Source organism: Achromobacter animicus, from assembly GCF_040775605.1.
Lineage (GTDB): Bacteria > Pseudomonadota > Gammaproteobacteria > Burkholderiales > Burkholderiaceae_B > Achromobacter > Achromobacter animicus.
The window spans coordinates 5,898,072-5,914,348 of sequence record NZ_JAYGJK010000001.1; the positions used below are offsets into that span (position 1 = coordinate 5,898,072).

16 protein-coding genes are annotated in these 16,277 nt (G+C 67.8%); 10 read left to right on the plus strand and 6 right to left on the minus strand.

The window, feature by feature from the left end; all coding sequences use genetic code 11:
* The first annotated feature begins 67 nt into the window (after positions 1-67).
* The gene (locus AB3147_RS26955) at positions 68-1,336 is read left to right on the plus strand and encodes a phenylacetate--CoA ligase family protein (protein WP_367353423.1); all 1,269 of its coding nucleotides are present in this window, start codon (positions 68-70) and stop codon (positions 1,334-1,336) included.
* 51 nt (positions 1,337-1,387) lie between these two features.
* On the opposite strand, the gene AB3147_RS26960 is transcribed toward AB3147_RS26955, so the two are convergent.
* The 3 genes from AB3147_RS26960 to AB3147_RS26970 are packed head-to-tail and all read right to left on the minus strand — an operon-like array spanning position 1,388 to position 2,600.
* Entirely contained in the window at positions 1,388-1,834 is a 447-nt protein-coding gene (locus AB3147_RS26960) for a DUF6691 family protein (protein WP_367353424.1), read from the minus strand.
* Positions 1,835-1,836: 2 nt separating this feature from the next.
* A complete protein-coding gene (locus AB3147_RS26965; protein WP_218342579.1) occupies positions 1,837-2,268 on the minus strand; it encodes a YeeE/YedE family protein in 432 nt (143 codons plus the stop codon).
* Positions 2,265-2,600 carry an ArsR/SmtB family transcription factor gene (locus AB3147_RS26970; RefSeq protein ID WP_175124970.1) on the minus strand — a complete coding sequence of 112 codons (336 nt, stop codon included), beginning with the start codon at positions 2,598-2,600 and terminating at the stop codon, positions 2,265-2,267. The genes AB3147_RS26965 and AB3147_RS26970 overlap by 4 nt, the downstream gene beginning before the upstream one ends.
* A gap of 126 nt (positions 2,601-2,726) precedes the next feature.
* Here AB3147_RS26970 and AB3147_RS26975 point away from each other — a divergent pair, with 126 nt between their 5' ends.
* From AB3147_RS26975 to AB3147_RS26990, 4 genes are all read left to right on the plus strand, one after another.
* Entirely contained in the window at positions 2,727-3,590 is an 864-nt protein-coding gene (locus AB3147_RS26975) for an MBL fold metallo-hydrolase (RefSeq protein WP_239213482.1), read from the plus strand.
* An 82-nt stretch (positions 3,591-3,672) separates the two neighbouring features.
* Positions 3,673-5,139, plus strand: a complete 1,467-nt coding sequence (gene pap / locus AB3147_RS26980; protein ID WP_239213484.1) for a polyphosphate:AMP phosphotransferase — start codon at positions 3,673-3,675, stop codon at positions 5,137-5,139.
* A gap of 22 nt (positions 5,140-5,161) precedes the next feature.
* On the plus strand, positions 5,162-5,611 hold the full coding sequence (locus AB3147_RS26985) for a GNAT family N-acetyltransferase (protein WP_105241129.1): 450 nt from the start codon (positions 5,162-5,164) through the stop codon (positions 5,609-5,611).
* Positions 5,608-6,072 carry an HIT family protein gene (locus AB3147_RS26990; protein ID WP_175124967.1) on the plus strand — a complete coding sequence of 155 codons (465 nt, stop codon included), beginning with the start codon at positions 5,608-5,610 and terminating at the stop codon, positions 6,070-6,072. Before AB3147_RS26985 ends, AB3147_RS26990 begins: the two co-directional genes overlap by 4 nt.
* A 22-nt stretch (positions 6,073-6,094) precedes the next feature.
* Here AB3147_RS26990 and AB3147_RS26995 read toward each other — a convergent pair whose 3' ends face one another.
* Positions 6,095-7,273, minus strand: a complete 1,179-nt coding sequence (locus AB3147_RS26995; protein WP_367353598.1) for a glycosyltransferase — start codon at positions 7,271-7,273, stop codon at positions 6,095-6,097.
* Positions 7,274-7,532: 259 nt separating this feature from the next.
* On the opposite strand from AB3147_RS26995, the gene AB3147_RS27000 reads away from it, so the two are divergent.
* The 5 genes from AB3147_RS27000 (at position 7,533) to AB3147_RS27020 (ending at position 12,882) form a co-directional block, all read left to right on the plus strand.
* Entirely contained in the window at positions 7,533-7,922 is a 390-nt protein-coding gene (locus AB3147_RS27000; RefSeq protein ID WP_175136814.1) for a DUF488 domain-containing protein, read from the plus strand.
* 113 nt (positions 7,923-8,035) lie between these two features.
* Entirely contained in the window at positions 8,036-8,698 is a 663-nt protein-coding gene (gene tenA, locus AB3147_RS27005) for a thiaminase II (protein ID WP_367353425.1), read from the plus strand.
* 67 nt (positions 8,699-8,765) lie between these two features.
* Entirely contained in the window at positions 8,766-9,530 is a 765-nt protein-coding gene (locus AB3147_RS27010; protein WP_175136816.1) for a uracil-DNA glycosylase, read from the plus strand.
* A gap of 276 nt (positions 9,531-9,806) precedes the next feature.
* Positions 9,807-11,606, plus strand: coding sequence for a DEAD/DEAH box helicase (locus AB3147_RS27015; protein WP_367353426.1), 1,800 nt, complete (start codon positions 9,807-9,809; stop codon positions 11,604-11,606).
* An 88-nt stretch (positions 11,607-11,694) separates the two neighbouring features.
* On the plus strand, positions 11,695-12,882 hold the full coding sequence (locus AB3147_RS27020; RefSeq protein ID WP_367353427.1) for a class I SAM-dependent methyltransferase: 1,188 nt from the start codon (positions 11,695-11,697) through the stop codon (positions 12,880-12,882).
* A 125-nt stretch (positions 12,883-13,007) separates the two neighbouring features.
* On the opposite strand, the gene AB3147_RS27025 is transcribed toward AB3147_RS27020, so the two are convergent.
* Together AB3147_RS27025 and AB3147_RS27030 are read right to left on the minus strand one after the other, a co-directional pair.
* Complete coding sequence (locus AB3147_RS27025) at positions 13,008-14,117, minus strand: CCA tRNA nucleotidyltransferase (RefSeq protein ID WP_367353428.1); 1,110 nt, start codon at positions 14,115-14,117, stop codon at positions 13,008-13,010.
* A complete protein-coding gene (locus tag AB3147_RS27030) occupies positions 14,114-16,252 on the minus strand; it encodes a transglycosylase SLT domain-containing protein (protein ID WP_438861035.1) in 2,139 nt (712 codons plus the stop codon). Before AB3147_RS27030 ends, AB3147_RS27025 begins: the two co-directional genes overlap by 4 nt.
* Positions 16,253-16,277: the final 25 nt, after the last annotated feature.

The window sequence follows — 16,277 nt, forward strand, 5'->3', positions numbered from 1 at the left end:
AAGCCAGCGCTTGCCGCATGGCGCCGGCAACGGCGCCGCCAACCGGCACACGAGAAGGTGCGATTCCATGTCCGAGTTTTTCGATGACCGCGAAACCCGCGCGCCCGAGCAACGCGAGCGCGATCTGATGGCCGCCCTGCCCGGGGCGATTGCGCGGGCCATTGCGCGCGCGCCGGCCATTGCCGAGCAACTGCGCGGCGTGGACCCCGCCACGATCACCTCGCGCGAGGCGCTGGCCCGGCTGCCGGTCCTGCGCAAGCATGAACTGCTGGAACGCCAGCAGCACAGCCGCGACGACGGCGCGCGGCCCGCCGGTCCCGAGAAAGCCTTCGGCGGGTTCTCGGCCATCGGCTGGGGCGAAGCGATGCGCGTGTTCGCCTCGCCCGGTCCGATCTATGAACCGGAGAGCGCGCGGTCGGATTACTGGCGCTTCGCGCGCGCCCTGTACGCGGCGGGCTTTCGCGCCGGCGAACTGGCCTACAACTGCTTTTCGTACCACTTCACGCCGGCCGGCTCGATGATGGAAACGGCCGCCCACGCCGTGGGCTGCACCGTGTTTCCCGGCGGCACCGGGCAGACCGAGCAGCAGGTTCGCGCGATTCAGGACCTGGCGCCCAGCGGCTACACCGGCACGCCGAGCTTCCTGAAGATCATTCTTGAGAAATCAGACGAACTGGGCGTGAAGCTCGATTCGCTGCGGCGCGCACTGGTCTCCGGCGAAGCCTTTCCGCCGTCGCTGCGCGACTGGCTGGCGGCGCGCGGCATCGACGGCTACCAGGCCTACGGCAGCGCCGACCTGGGCATGATCGCGTTCGAGACGCCCGCGCGGGAAGGACTTGTGGTGGGCGAGGACATCATTGTCGAGATCGTGCGCCCAGGCACCGGCGAACCCGTGCCGGCAGGCGAAGTCGGCGAGGTCGTGGTGACCACGTTGAATCCGGATTACCCGCTGGTGCGCTTTGGCACCGGCGATCTGTCGGCGGTGATGTCCGGCATCTCGCCGTGCGGACGCACCAACACGCGCATCAAGGGCTGGATGGGACGCGCCGACCAGACCACCAAGGTGCGCGGCATGTTCGTGCATCCGTCGCAGGTGGCGGACGTGGCGCGGCGGCACCCTGAGATCCTGCGCGCGCGGCTGGTCATCAGCGGCAGCACCGGTTCGGACCGCATGGTGCTAAAGGTGGAGTCGCGCGAGCAGAACGACGAGCTGGCCCGCCGCATTGCCGATTCAGCGCGCGACGTGACCAAGCTTCGCGCAGACGTGGAATGGGTGGCCGAAGGCGGCCTGCCGAACGACGGCAAGGTCATCGACGACATCCGGACGTACGAATAGGCGATTCGACGCGAGTGCAAGCGCGAGGGCAAGCGTGCGGGCAAGCGGCCGCTACGCGCGCGGTCCGGTTGCGTCGCCGTCGCGGCGCCCAGCCCGCGTGATGTACGCGTGGATGCCCATGCCAGCGAGCATCGCCCCCGCAAACACCGCTGCGTCGCCGATGCCGGCCGCGGCAGCGACGAGCGCCGGGCCGGGGCAGAAGCCCGCCAGCCCCCACCCCACGCCAAACGCCAGGCTGCCGGCGGCCAGACGCGCGTCGAGCCGGGTGGCTTGCGGCCAGCGCATGGGCTCGCCGGACAAGCTGGCCCGGCGACGCCGCAACAGCGCATAACCGACACTGGTCGCCAGCACGGCGCCGCCCATCACCAATGCCAGGGTAGGATTCCACAACCCGGCCAAATCCAGAAAGCCCAGCACACGCGCCGGGTCCGCCAGGCCCGATATGAGCAGGCCCAGTCCGAAGACAAGCCCGGCGGCGAAGGCGTAGAGCGCGGCCATGATCAGACGCCCGCCACGTGCCGCAGCACGTAGACCGTAGCAAAACCCGCAGCCATGAAGATCAGCGTCGCCACGAGCGACCGGCGCGAGCCGCGCGACAGGCCGCACACGCCGTGTCCGCTGGTGCATCCAGACGCATAGCGCGTGCCAATGCCGACCAGCAGGCCGGCGACGATAAGGCGCGGCGTGCTGGCCTCCACCGTGATGGAAGGCAGTTCGGAAAAGAGGCGGAACAGCCAGGGCGCCGCGCACAGCCCCAGCAGGAAGGCGATGCGCCAGCCGCCGCCGCGCTCGGGCGCCAGCAACCCGCCCACGATGCCGCTGATGCCCGCGATGCGTCCCGCGCCCAGCATCAGCAGCACCGCGCCGGCGCCGATCAGCAGGCCGCCCGCCGTGCCGGCGGCCGGGGTGAAGGCGGACCAGTCCACGTTCACTTGAGTGACTCCATAGCGCGTCCGCAGTACAAACTGGATAGCGTTTTCATCACCTGGCTGACCTCGAAGCTGGCCATCTGGTAATAGACGTATTTGCCCTCGCGCCGCGTCGCGACCAGACCCTCGTCGCGCAGCACACCAAGCTGTTGCGAGAGCGTCGGCTGGCGGATGCCGGTCAGCGATTCCAGCTCGCCGACGTTGCGTTCATTCTGGACCAGCTGACACAAGAGCAGCAAGCGGTCTTCGTTGGCCAGCGCCTTAAGCAGCGCGCAGGCCTGGGTGGCGGACTCGCGCAGGACGGCGACTTCGCAATCGGTAAGGGGAGCGTTCATGACGAGGTGTTGGACACGTGGGGGATAGCGGCGTCATTATATTTATGAATAAACTATGCGCAAATATTATTTATCTTCGTAAATTGACCTGATCGGGCCGCCCGTGCGGCCTTCACGCGAGCCCTCATGACCCCGCATATCCAGGCCTTCTTCGACACCGTTACTGCGACCATCACCTACGTCGTCCACGAACCCGCGCCCGGCGGCGCGTGCGCCATCATCGATTCGGTGCTGGACTACGATCCCAAGTCCGGCCGCAGCAGCACCGCCAGCGCCGATCGCGTGGCCGATTACGTGCGCGAACGCAGCCTGCGGACCGTCTGGCTGCTGGAAACCCATGCCCACGCCGATCATCTGTCGGCGGCGCCCTACCTGCAACGGCAACTCGGCGGCGTCATCGCCATCGGCCAGAGCATCCGCACCGTGCAGGGCGTCTTCAAGACCATCCTGAACCTGGAGCCGGAGTTCCAGCTCGACGGCTCGCAGTTCGGCCATCTGTTCGCCGATGGCGAGACCTTTCAGATTGGTTCGCTGACCGCCACGGCCATCCACGTGCCCGGCCATACGCCGGCCGACATGGCCTATCTGATCGGCGATGCGGCATTCGTGGGCGACACGCTTTTCATGCCGGACGTGGGCACGGCGCGCTGCGATTTTCCCGGTGGCGACGCGCATCTGCTGTATCAGTCGATCCAACGGCTGCTGAGCCTGCCAGACGACACGCGGCTCTACATGTGCCACGACTATCCGCCCGCGGGCCGCGAGGCCGCCTGGCAAACCACCGTGGCCGAACAGCGCCGCGGCAACATCCACGTGCGCGACGGCATTACCGAGGACGAATTCGTCGCCATGCGCACGCGGCGCGATGCCACGCTGTCGATGCCCACGCTGATCCTGCCGGCGATCCAGGTGAACATCCGCGCGGGCCATTTCCCGCCCCCCGAAGACAACGGCGTGCGCTATCTCAAGATTCCCGTCAACGCGCTCTGACCCCCGGCCGCGGCGCACTTGCGCCGCGCGGCCTTATCCCGCAAGATCGCCCGATCGCAGCCACCCGATCCGACGCGCATCCATGTTTGCCGAAGCCGAAGCCGACCCCATCCTGTCCAAAGACGAATTCAAGGCGCTCGAAACGCGGCTGCGCGTCGCGTTGCTCAATGCGCAGTACGAACGGCTGCGGCAGGCCGACAAGACGCTTCTGATCGTCGTGGCCGGCATCGATGGCGCCGGCAAGGGTGCGACGATCAACCTGCTGAACGAATGGATGGACCCCCGCCACATCCGCACGCTGGCCTACGGGCCGCGCGAAGGCGACGAGCTCGAGCGCCCACCGCTGTGGCGCTACTGGCGCGATCTGCCGCCCAAGGGCAGCACGGGCATCGTGTTCGGGTCCTGGTATACGCCGCTCGTCATTGAAGCCGTGCGCAAGAAGCCCAACGCGGACGCGATCGAGGCGCACTCGGCGGCGATCATGCGCTTTGAGACCATGCTGGCCGCCGAAGGCGTGCAGATCATCAAGCTGTGGTTCCACCTGTCCGCCAAGGCACAGAAGACGCGTGCACAGCGCCTGCTGGCCAACCCCGATACGGCCTGGCAGGTCAGTCCGGTCGACATGAAGGTCAACAAGCGGTTCGACCGTATCCGGGCAGGCGCCCAAGTCGTCCTCAATCACACGGACTGCGGCCATGCGCCGTGGGTGGTGATTCCCAGCGCCGACGAAAACATGCGCGCCGCCCGCACGGCCGAGGCGGTGCTCGGCGCGCTGCGCCGGCGCGGGGTGCCCCGCCTGCCGCCCGCTTTCGTGGCGCACTCCAGCACGACGCGCATCGTGGACCGGCTGGGCAAGCTGGACTACGACGCCAAGGTGGACAAGGAAGACTACGAGACCGAACTCGGCCTGCTGCAAGGCCGGCTGGCGCGCGCCGCCCGGTCCGACAAGTTCAGGAATCGCTCCCTGATCCTGGTGTTCGAGGGGCAGGACGCCGCCGGCAAGGGTGGCGCCATCCGCCGCGTCACACACGCGCTGGATATCCGGCAAGTCGACATCACGCCGATATCCGCGCCCACGACCGAAGAGTTGGCCCGGCCCTATCTGTGGCGTTTCTGGCGCTGCATTCCCAGCCATGGCCGCATCGGCATCTTCGACCGCTCGTGGTACGGCCGCGTGCTGGTCGAGCGCGTCGAAAAGCTGATACCGCCCGCCCGGTGGCGCCGCGCGTATGCCGAGATCAACGACTTCGAGGAACAGCTTGCCGCCAGCGGCGCGCTGGTGCTGAAGTTCTGGCTGGCCGTCACGCCCGACGAGCAGCTCAAGCGTTTTCACGAGCGCGAGAAATCGCCGTTCAAAAACTTCAAGATCACGCCCGACGACTGGCGCAACCGCGACAAGTGGAAAGAATACGCGGCGGCAGCCAACGAGATGATGACGCGCACCGACGTGGCCCACGCGCCGTGGCATCTGGTGTCGGCCAACGACAAGCGTTACGCTCGCCTGCAGGTGCTGCGGCATATCGTCGACGCCATGGAAACCCAACTCTGAAGACCCCAGGAGGCCTTGCGCCATGAGTACCGCAGAAATCCGTCCCATCGTCGCCACCGACTTCGACGCCTGGCTGCCCCTGTGGAAGGGCTACCAGGACTTCTACCGCGTCAGCATCGACGACGCCGTCACGCGCAACACCTGGGCGCGCTTCCTGGACCCCGCCGAGCCCATGCACGCGGCGCTGGTCTATGAAAGCGGCCGCGCTGTCGGCATGGTGCACTGGATCTTCCATCGCTCCACCTGGACCGCCGGCGACTACTGCTACCTGCAGGACCTTTATGTGGACCAGGACGCGCGCGGCACGGGCGCGGGCCGCAAGTTGATCGAACACGTCTACGCCGAAGCCGCCGCGGCCAACTGCGCTCGCGTCTATTGGCTGACACACGAAACCAACGCGACCGCCATGCAGCTCTACGACCGGATTGCCGACCGTTCCGGCTTCATCCAGTACCGCAAGGTGATGGCTTGAGCGCGCGCGATCCCAACTGTCCGCTGTGCCAGGAAGACGGCGGCACGCTGCTGTGGCGCGGGCCGCACCTGCGCATCATCGAGGTCGACGACGCCGACTATCCGGGCTTCACGCGCGTGATCTGGAACGGTCACCTGGCCGAGATGACCAGCTTGTCCACGCATGGCCGCGACCTGCTGATGCGGGCGGTGTATGTGGTGGAGGAAACGCAGCAGGCGATCCTGACGCCGGACAAGATCAACCTGGCGTCGCTGGGCAACATGGTGCCGCACCTGCATTGGCACGTGATCCCGCGCTGGCGCGGCGACCGGCATTTTCCGGATCCGATCTGGGCGGCGCCGCGCATCGCGCCGGGCGCTGAGCCGGATTCCTGGAAGGACCGGCAGGCGCAGGTGCAAGCGCTGCTGCCTCGCTACCGCGACCGGCTGGTGGAAGCCATGAATGCGTTGCTATGGCATTGAGCCTGCGTGGGCGTTGAGGCTGTCAGGGCAATGAGCCGCCAGGCGCCACGGCCGCAGTCCCGCGCCGCTCCCCCAGCCAGCGTGCGTACGCCGATTCGACCAATTGCGCGGTGCGATCCGCGCTGAACAGACCCTGCCCGCGGATGAATTCGCGGCCCGCCTCGCCCATGCGGCGTCTGCGTTCGGGATCGGCCAGCAGGCTTTCCAGCGCCGCGGCCAGCGCAGCCGGGTCTCGCGGCGGCACCAGTAGCCCGGTCACGCCGGCCTGCATGGTTTCCGGCACGCCGCCCACGTCGGTGCCGATCACCGGCACCCCCATGGCGGCCGCCTCGACGAACGCCGTACCAAAGGCTTCGCGGTGGGTCGGCAACGCAAACACGTCGAACGCCTGCAATACGTTGCCGATGTCATGACGCCGGCCCAGGAAATGCACGCGCGATGCGAGGCCCAGGGATTGCACCTGCGCCTTCAGGCGCTCGAACACCGGCATGCCATCTCCGGCCAGCACCAGGTGGGCATGCGGAAACGTGGCCACAACCTGGTGGAAGGCGTCGATCAGGTCCGCGTGCCCCTTTTCCGCACGCATCACGGCCACGCAACCCACCACGAGCGCGTCGTCAGGCAGCCCGAGTTCTTGCCGGACAGAGCCCTGGCCATCGCTTTCGGGCAGGACGATCGGGGAATGGATAGTGGCGATGGACTGCGGCGCCGCGCCGCCATCCAGCAGCTGGCGGTGCACGTGCCGGCTCACCGCGATGACGCGGTGGGCCAGCCACGTGTAGGCGTACAGCGAGTTGATCGGCTTGGCCAGGTGGCGGGTGCGCACAATGAGCGGCGTGCGCGCCAGGCGCGCGCCCATCGCGGCCCGCACCGTGTCGCTGCGGCTGTGGGTGTTGACTACGTCGAACCGGCCACGAGCCGCCACGCGCCGCACGAATGCCACGCTGCGCATGAAATTCACAGGGCCGTCCATGTTGATGGTGTGCACGGTGAACCCGGCGTCGCGCAGGCGCTGCGTCAGTTCGGCGTGCGGCTGGCACACGGCTTCCAGGTGATGGCCGCGCTCGCGCATGGCGACCATCTCCTTATAGATGCAGAATTCCTGTCCGCCGAACGCCGTAGCCGCCTCCGTATGCAGAATGCGCAGGCGGCCGGCGGTAACGGGCGAGGGATGCAGGTCTGAAGGGTTGCGTGGCGGCATGACGGCGAAGGGCGCCAGGCGGCCTGGCGAAGCCACGACAGAATCGTGGGTTCAAAAAAGGCCGACGGTGTCGGCCTGTAATAGGGTTGTTACATAGAGGTTAAGTGAATGTAATCGACAAACCGCTGGCGCGACAAGCCGGTCGGATTCGCGGTGCTGCGCGCCGCCGGTGCGCAGCGTCAAACTTCCGGTACGCCGTGATCCGGCGCGTCGCAGGCGTTGCAGTAGACTGGCCGCACCGTCAGTTGCAGGAGCCGGCATGAAATCGTCCAACATCATCGTGCAGCGTGTCTATGAAGGCACCGGTCCGGAAGGTCACTACCTTGCCCTGGTCGACCGCATGTGGCCACGCGGACTGCGCCGCGCAGACCTTGGCCTGGACGAATGGGCCCGCGACATCGCCCCCAGCGCCGAACTGTGCAAATGGTTCAGCCACATCGAGGACCGCTGGGATGACTTCCGCGCCAAGTATCTGGCTGAACTCGCCACCCCAGCGCAGCAATCGCGCATGGCGGCGTTGCTGGACGCGGCGGGGGATCGCCCCCTGACCTTGCTTTTCGGCGCGCGCAATACCGAGCACAACCAGGCGGTGGTGTTGCGCGACGCGCTTCTCGACTACGCCCGACATCACCGCAAACGCGCAGCCTGATCCAGCCGTCCCCGCGCCGCGATCCGCCTGCGCTTCCGTCTTTACCCCCTTTACCCTTATGCCCAGCCGATGGCGCGCGCCCCGCGCGCCCGAGCCTATCCCAGAGGAATTCCATGTCTTTCAGTTCCGATGCCTGGACCCGCAACGCCGCGCTCTATGAGAAGACGCGCGACATGCCGTTCAACCGCGAGTTGGCCAGCGGCCAGCTCGCCGAGGACGCGTTCAAGCACTACATGATCCAGGACGCGCACTATCTGGTGGCGTTCGGACGCGCGCTCGCCATCGCCGCCGCCAAGGCCGGCGATGCCGATGGCGTGGTGCAGTTTGCCGAGGCCGCCAAGGGCGCCGTCGTCGCCGAGCGCAGCCTGCACGCCGGGTTCATGCAGCAGTTCGGTATCGACGCCGCTACCTTCGAAGCCACGCCGCTGACGCCGGCGAGCCATCACTACACCAGCTTCCTGATTGCCACCGCCTGGAGCGCGCCCTATCCGGTCGTCCTGGCCGCCCTGCTGCCCTGCTTCTGGATCTACGCCGAGATCGGGCGCGACATCCACGCACGCGCCGTGCGGCCCAATCCGTATGCGGCCTGGATCGACACCTACGCCGGCGACGATTTCCACGCGCTGGTCCGCGCCGTGATCGCCACCGTGGATCGTGCGGCGGAGACGGCGTCGCCGCAGACCCTGGCCGCGATGCACCAGGCCTACACGCACGCCGCCCAGCTTGAATGGATGTTCTGGGATTCGGCGCACCGTCAGGCTGGCTGGCCAGTCTGATTGGGAAGGCGGTCTGATCGCACAAGCGGGCCAATCCGGCTGACCGGGCTGTGCCAAAATCGCGCCCATGCCGATCGACAACCGCCTCACATCCAACGCCCTGGCCGCCCAGGCCGCGCAACTGCCTGCCGCGTGGCAGGCCGCCCTGTCCGCCGACCCTGCCGTCGCCGCCGCGCTGGCTGCCGCCACCGCCCATGTGGAGGCGCGCCTCGCACAAGGCGCCGTGGTGTACCCCGCCACGCCCTTCCGCGCGCTGCATGGCCTGGCGCCGTCGGACGTGCGCGTCGTGATCCTGGGCCAGGATCCCTACCATGGCCCCGGCCAGGCGCAGGGCCTGGCGTTTTCGGTGCCGGACGATTGCAAGCGCCCGCCCAGCCTGCGCAACATCTTCAACGAGATTGCGCGCGACTATCCGGCGCTGAGCGTCCCGGCGGGCAACGATCTGAGCCCCTGGGCCGACCAAGGTGTGCTGCTGCTCAATACGGCGCTCACGGTCGAAGACGGCCAGCCCGCCTCGCACGCGAAGCGCGGCTGGGAAACGGTGACGGATGCGCTGATCGCGCACGTGGCACGCGATCCCTCGCCCAAGGTCTTCATGCTGTGGGGCGCCCACGCGCAGGCCAAGCGGCTGTTGCTTCCGCCCGACAGTGGTCATCTCGTCCTGATGTCCAACCATCCATCCCCGCTATCCGCCCGCCGGCCGCCTGTGCCCTTCCTCGGATGCGGCCATTTCCGGGCCACCAACACCTGGCTGCAGGACCAAGGGAAAAACCCTATTGATTGGGGACTGGACAAAAAAATAATTCCATTGCAGGGCGAATTCGGGTTATGATCGCCGCACTGCACAAAACGAGTTCGGCATTTACCGCCTTGATTTAGCGGAATTTTTTGCAGACTGCCGGGAAGCCTATCCCCGGCCTCATGCCGAACTATCATCGATTCCTGACCCCTTTCCTTTCGCCCTGCGTTCCATCAGTACAAGAGAACGCGCCACGCGCATGGTTGATCCGGTCGGCACGATGCTCCATCAACCGTCGCCTGGATCCGGCCGCCTAATCCCCTGGCCCGACCAAGCACTGCGTCGCATTGATTGCGGCAAGGGAAAGTAATGTCTTTCGATACCCTGGGTCTCGCGCCCGCCCTGTTGTCGGCCGTTCAAGAAGCTGGCTTCACCACCCCCACCTCCGTTCAAGCCGCCGCCATTCCGCAAGCACTGGCCGGCCACGACCTGATGGTGTCCTCGCAGACCGGCAGCGGCAAGACCGCCGCCTTCATGCTGCCCGCCCTGCACCGCATCGCCCAGATGCCCGCCAACAAGGGCGTCGGCGTGCAAGTGCTGGTGCTGACCCCGACCCGCGAACTGGCCCTGCAAGTCACGGAAGCCACCGCCACCTACGGCCGCAAGCTGGCCGACCTGCGCACCGCGACCGTCGTGGGCGGCATGCCCTACGGCGCGCAACTGAAGGCACTGTCGCGCCGCGTTGACGTGCTGGTCGCCACCCCGGGCCGCCTGATCGACCACCTGCAATCGGGCCGCGTCAAGCTGAACACCGTGCACACGCTGGTGCTGGACGAAGCCGATCGCATGCTGGACATGGGCTTCATTGAAGATATCGAGACCATCGTCGAGCGCCTGCCCGAAGGCCGCCAGACGCTGCTGTTCTCGGCCACGCTGGACGGCACCGTCGCCAAGCTGGCCTCGCGCATGATGCGCGAGCCGCAGCGCATCGAGATCGCCGGCGCCAAGGAAAAGCACACCAACATCACGCAAAGCCTGCTGTACGCGGACGATGCCAGCCACAAGATGCAACTGCTGGATCACGTACTGCGCGACGCCTCGCTGGATCAAGCCATCGTCTTCACGTCGACCAAGCGCGGCGCGGACGACCTGGCCGACCGCCTGGCCGACCAAGGCTTTGCCGCCGCTGCCCTGCACGGCGACATGAACCAGCGCCAACGCACCCGCACGCTGTCGCAACTGCAACGCGGCCAGCTGCGCATCCTGGTTGCCACCGACGTGGCAGCCCGCGGCATCGACGTGCAAGGCATCAGCCACGCCGTCAACTTCGATCTGCCGATGCAAGCCGAAGACTACGTGCACCGCATCGGCCGCACGGGCCGCGCTGGCCGCAACGGTCTGGCCTTCACGCTGGCCACGCACTCCGAGCGCCACAAGGTCCGCCGCATCGAGCACTACATCGGCCAGTCCATCACCCCTGAAGTGATCGCCGGCCTGGAACCCAAGCGCACCCCGCGTCCGTCCACCGGCGGCGGCGGCGGTGGCAAGCCGTATGGCAAGCCTTTCGGCAAGCGTCCCGGCGGTTTCGGCGGTTCGCGCCATTCGGGCGGCTTTGCAGGTAACCGCGACGGCGCGCCGCGCGATGGCGCACCGCGTGAAGGCCGTTCGTTCGGCGGCCCGCGTGGCGAGTTCAAGCCGCGCGACGGCGGCTACCAAGGCAACCGTTCGTTCGACGACCGCCCGTTTGGCGACCGCCCGCAGCGTTCCTTCGGTGACCGTCCCAGCTTCGGCGATCGTCCCCAGCGCGAAGGCGGCTACCAGGGCAATCGTCCCTTCGGCGACCGTCCTCAGCGTGAAGGCGGCTTCCGCGGCGGCGACCGCGATTCGCGTCCCAGCTTCGGCGACCGTCCCAGCTATGGCGACCGTCCGCAGCGCGATGCCCGCCCGTTCAGCGAGCGTGCCCCGCGTGAAGGCGGCTTCCGTGGTGGCGATCGCGACGCGCGCCCCAGCTTTGGCGACCGTCCCAGCTTCGGCGACCGTCCGCAGCGCGAAGGCGGCTTCCGCGGCGGTGATCGCCCCGAAGGCGGTTTCCGTGGCAAGCCCTCGTTCGACAAGCGTCCTGGCGGCCCCGCCAAGCGTTTCGGCAAGTCGAACGATCGCCGCGGCTGATCCCCACGCCTGATTCAAAAAAGCCCCGCGGCCATGCCGTGGGGTTTTTTTTTGGGAAAATGCCGGTTTACCCACGTCTCTGCCGCCCATGCAACGCCCCGCCCCCGCCAATCTGCCCCCCCTTTCCCCCGCCGCGCGTGAGCACAGCGACGCCGCCGCCGCCCACCTGCGCGCCGCGATCGCGTCCAACGGCGGCTGGCTGCCGTTCGATCACTGGATGGCGGAAGCCTTGTATGCCCCCGGGCTGGGCTATTACGCGGCAGGCAACGTCAAGCTGGCCGATGCAGACGACGGCGGCAAGACGCCAGCCGGCGACTTCGTGACCGCACCACAGCTCACGCCGCTGTTTGCGCACACGCTCGCGCGCCAGGCGGCCGAGGTGCTGCGCCAGACCGGCACGCACGACGTGCTGGAGTTCGGCGCCGGCACCGGCGCGCTGGCCGAAGGCGTGCTGCATGAACTGGATGCGCTGGGCCTGGCCGACACGCGCTACTGGATCCTGGAAGTGTCGGCGGACCTGCGCGCCCGCCAGGCCGAACGGCTGGCGCCTTTTGGCGACAGGGTGCAGTGGCTGGATGCGCTACCGAACGCGTTTTCGGGCTGCGTGCTGGCCAACGAGGTGCTGGACGCGATGCCCGTGTCGCTCTTTGCCTGGAGCGAAGCGGGTCAGGTGCAGGAACGCGGCGTGACGGTGGATGCAAACGCCGGGTTCACGTGGGAAGATCGGCCGGCCCCGGCGGCCCTGGCCACCGCCGTTGCGGCGCGCATGCCCGCGCTGCCCGGCTATGTGTCCGAAATCAATCTGCAGGGCGAGGCGTGGATCGCTGCGATGGGCAGTTGGCTCGAGCGCGGCGCGGCCTTGCTGGTGGACTATGGCTTTCCGCGCAGCGAGTACTACCATCCGCAGCGCGCGGGCGGCACGCTGATGTGCCACCTGCGCCACCATGCGCATGGCGACCCCTTCACCGCGCCGGGCCTGCAGGACATCACCGCGCACGTGGACTTCACCGCGATGGCGGAAGCCGCCCTTGAGGCGGGCATGCAGGTGCTGGGCTACACCTCGCAGGCCCGCTTTCTGATGAACGCCGGCTTGATGGAGCTGCTGGCCGGGCTGGACCCGTCCGATGCCCAGGCCTACGCGCAGGCGGTCGCGCCCGTGCAGAAGCTGCTGTCGGAGGCCGAGATGGGCGAGTTGTTCAAGGTGCTGGCCATCGGCCGCGGCATGACGGCGCCGCTGTCCGGGTTTTCACGCGGCGACCGGCTGGGCAAGCTGTAAGCGACGAGTAGTGGCCGACTGCGCTGAGCGGCTGCGGCGAGTAACTGCGGGGAGTAACTGCGACGAGTACTGCAGCAAGCGGCTGCGATGTGCAATTGCGGCAAGCGCCGCAGCGGCCGGCCGAATCAGCCCGCCTGCAGATCCACCAAACGCGCCAATCGCGCCTGACGCACGCTTTCCTTGATGCGCGCCGGCTCGCCCGCGCACGCCTTCGCGATGGCGCCCGCATCCACGCCGCGCACCGCCGCCACCCGTTCCTGCCAGGCGGACAGATCCACCGCGCGCAACACGGCCGCGGCATCCAGCAATTCAAAAAAGCGTTCCGGTTTGCGCAAGGCATCGGCGCGCTCCATCAGCGCAAGTTGCGCATCGGCGCCGTCCGGCATGCCGTCCAATGCATCGAGCGCGTCCAGCACATCAGGCAGCAACCGCGCATAGTCGTTGCATTCCGTGGGCACGCGCATCCGGCGGCCGAGCGCCTCGCGCTCGGGCGTCAGGCGGCACATCAGGGCGTAGCGGCTTGCCAGCGGCAAGCCCTGCTGCGCGGCGCGGTCGACCTGCGGCCCTACTTCCTCCACGCCCAGCAGTTCCGGCATCACGCGCGCCAGCGCGCCGGATTCGGCTAGCACGCCCAGCATGCGCGAAGGCGTTTGCGCCATCAGGCCGCGCGACAGTTCCTTCCAGACGCGCTCGGCCACCAGCGCATCGGCCTCGCCAGCCGCCACCATGCGCCGGCACAACGTCATCGTTTCCGGCGCCACGCTGAAATCGCCAAAGCGCGCCGCAAAGCGGGCGAGGCGCAGGATGCGCACGGGGTCTTCCTCGAACGCCTCGCCCACGTGCCGAAAGACGCGGGCGCGCAGGTCGTCGGCGCCGTTCAGCGGGTCGACGAGCTGTCCATTCTCGTCCTGCGCAATCGCGTTGACCGTGAGGTCGCGGCGACGCAGGTCTTCCTCCAACGTGACGTCCGTGCCCGTATAAAAAGTGAAGCCCTTGTAGCCTCGCCCCGACTTGCGTTCGGTGCGGGCCAGCGCGTATTCCTCTTTCGTGCGGGGATGCAGGAAGACGGGAAAATCGCCGCCGACCGGGATGAAGCCGCGGCGCGTCATGTCCTCGGGCGTGGCGCCCACCACGACCCAATCGTGATCGCCAGCCGGCAGGCCCAGCAGCGCGTCGCGCACGGCGCCGCCGACGATGTAGGCGCGCAGGCCCTCGGTGGCCGGGTCCCGCGTCATTGCGCCGCGGCGGTTTCAGTGCCGACCGGCACGATGTTGCCCAGGCGTTCCTTCAGCGATTGCGGCTGGCCGGTGAACATCGCCGCGTAGTACGTGGCGTTGGACATCACGTTCTTGACGTACGTGCGCGTTTCGGTGAACGGGATGGTCTCGGCAAAGATGGCGCCTTCAACCGGATGCGTGAACGTCGAGCGCCAGTTGCGCGGCCGGCCCGGACCGGCGTTGTAGCCCGCGCTGGCCAGCATCTGCGAGCCGTTCAGGTCGCGCAGCACGATGTTCAGGTAGTTGGTGCCCAGTTCGGTATTGGTGTCGAAGTCGTTGACGCTGCCCGGCGTGAAGTCGCTCATGCCGATCTTGCCGGCGACCCACTTGGCCGTGGCGGGCATGAGCTGCATCAGGCCCGATGCGCCCACGTGCGAGCGCGCATCCATGATGAAGCGCGATTCCTGGCGGATCAGCCCGTACACCCACGCCGGATCCAGCGCGATGGCGTTGGCCTTGGCGGTGACGCGGCCCTCGAACGGCGCGATGAAGCGCTGGCTGAAGTCGAATTCCTTTTCCGTGCGGTCCGACGTGTTGACCACGCGGTCGTAGATGTTTTCGGCGCGGGCCAGTTCGGCGGCCGCCATGAGCTGACGGTCGTTCATGCCGCGCAGCGTGAAGTTCCATTCCGGCACGGCCTCGGCACGCCAGCCCAGACGGAACAGCAGCACGGCGCGCTGCAGGCCCGGATTGGCGCGCGCCTCGGCGATCTCGCGGTCGCTGATGGGCGCCGGACGCGGCGGCACGTTGATGCGCCGGCCAAGTTCTTCGGCCGCGAGCTGGCCGTAGAAATCGAAGCGGTCGGAGATGCTGGCATAGGCGGCGTGGGCCTTTTCCTTTTGGCCTTGCGCGGCCTGGCCGCGGGCCTTCCAGTACACCCACGCGGTCTCGGCCTGCTGCGAGGCCGGCATCTCGTCGATGGATTCGATGACCCACTTCCAGTCGATCTTGGGCTGGCGCAGCGCCGCGCGCACCTTCCAGGCGGCGTTGTATTCCGTCATGCGGATATGGCCGGCCTCGCGGTACCAGTCGTTGGCGCGGCTGTCCAAGCCCAGCGCGGCGGCCAGCGCGTACTGCCCCCGCACCCAGGCCAGGTTCTGCTTGGACATCGACTTGGCCCATTCGCGGCGCAGATAGGAATCGGCGACGCTGACGTCCGACCGCGCCAGGCGGGCCAGCGCGATCGTGACCAGTTCCTTTTCGTTGCGGCCCACCGGCATGCGGTCCTGACGCGTGAGCCACTTCATGGGGTCCTTCATCAGGACGTCGTAGGTCTTCACGTCTCGCGGCTCGAACATGTACTGCACGAACTTGCGCGCGTCGGTGGTCTTGTTGGCCTCGATGGCGTCGCGCAGCTGCGGTTCAAGCTGCTCCCAGCCCAGGATGCCGTCGGCCACCAGCTGGTCGTACAGCGCCCAGCACGCGCTGCCGGGCGCGAAGACGGCCATCGCCTGCGCGGCGGTGGCGCGCTGGCCGGTCATGTGCTTGGCGTCAAGAATGGCGCATTCGATCTGCGCGTTGCTGTTCTTCACGGGCGCCAGCTTGCGCACGGTTTCGAAGTCGCCGCTGCGCGCGGCAGCCAGCAGCCAGTCGCCGCGCAGGCGGTCGGCCAGGTAGGCGTCGCCATTGCTGTTGATGAACTGCTGCAGGGCCGCGACGGGACGGCCCGAGGCGGGCGGCGTCCAGAGCTGGTAGCGCAGCAGCCAGTATTCGGGGTACATGCCCAGCGGATCGCCCTTGGCCTGCGGCACGAGCACGCCCAGAACGGACCACTGCTTGCGGCTCATGGCCTCGCGGGCGGCGACCACGGCGGCCAGCGCGGGGGTTTCGGCAGTAGGCGGCAAGCCCGCCAGCGCCACGGGCGGCACCGCGATCATCGGCTGGGCGGCCTGCACGGTGGGCTGGGGCTGAGGATTGACGGCGGCGCTGCGCTGCTGCGCATCAACGGGCGCACAGGCGGCGGTGAACAGCGCCACCAGCGGGAGAAAGCGGTGCAACCCGCGGTACAGCCCGGAGCGGGCGTCGGCGGCTTGGGACGAGGATTTCTGATACCGTGGTGGCTGCTGGGCGCCTGTCTCTCGACGCACCCGCATGCTGAGCCTACGCAAGTTCGTCTTC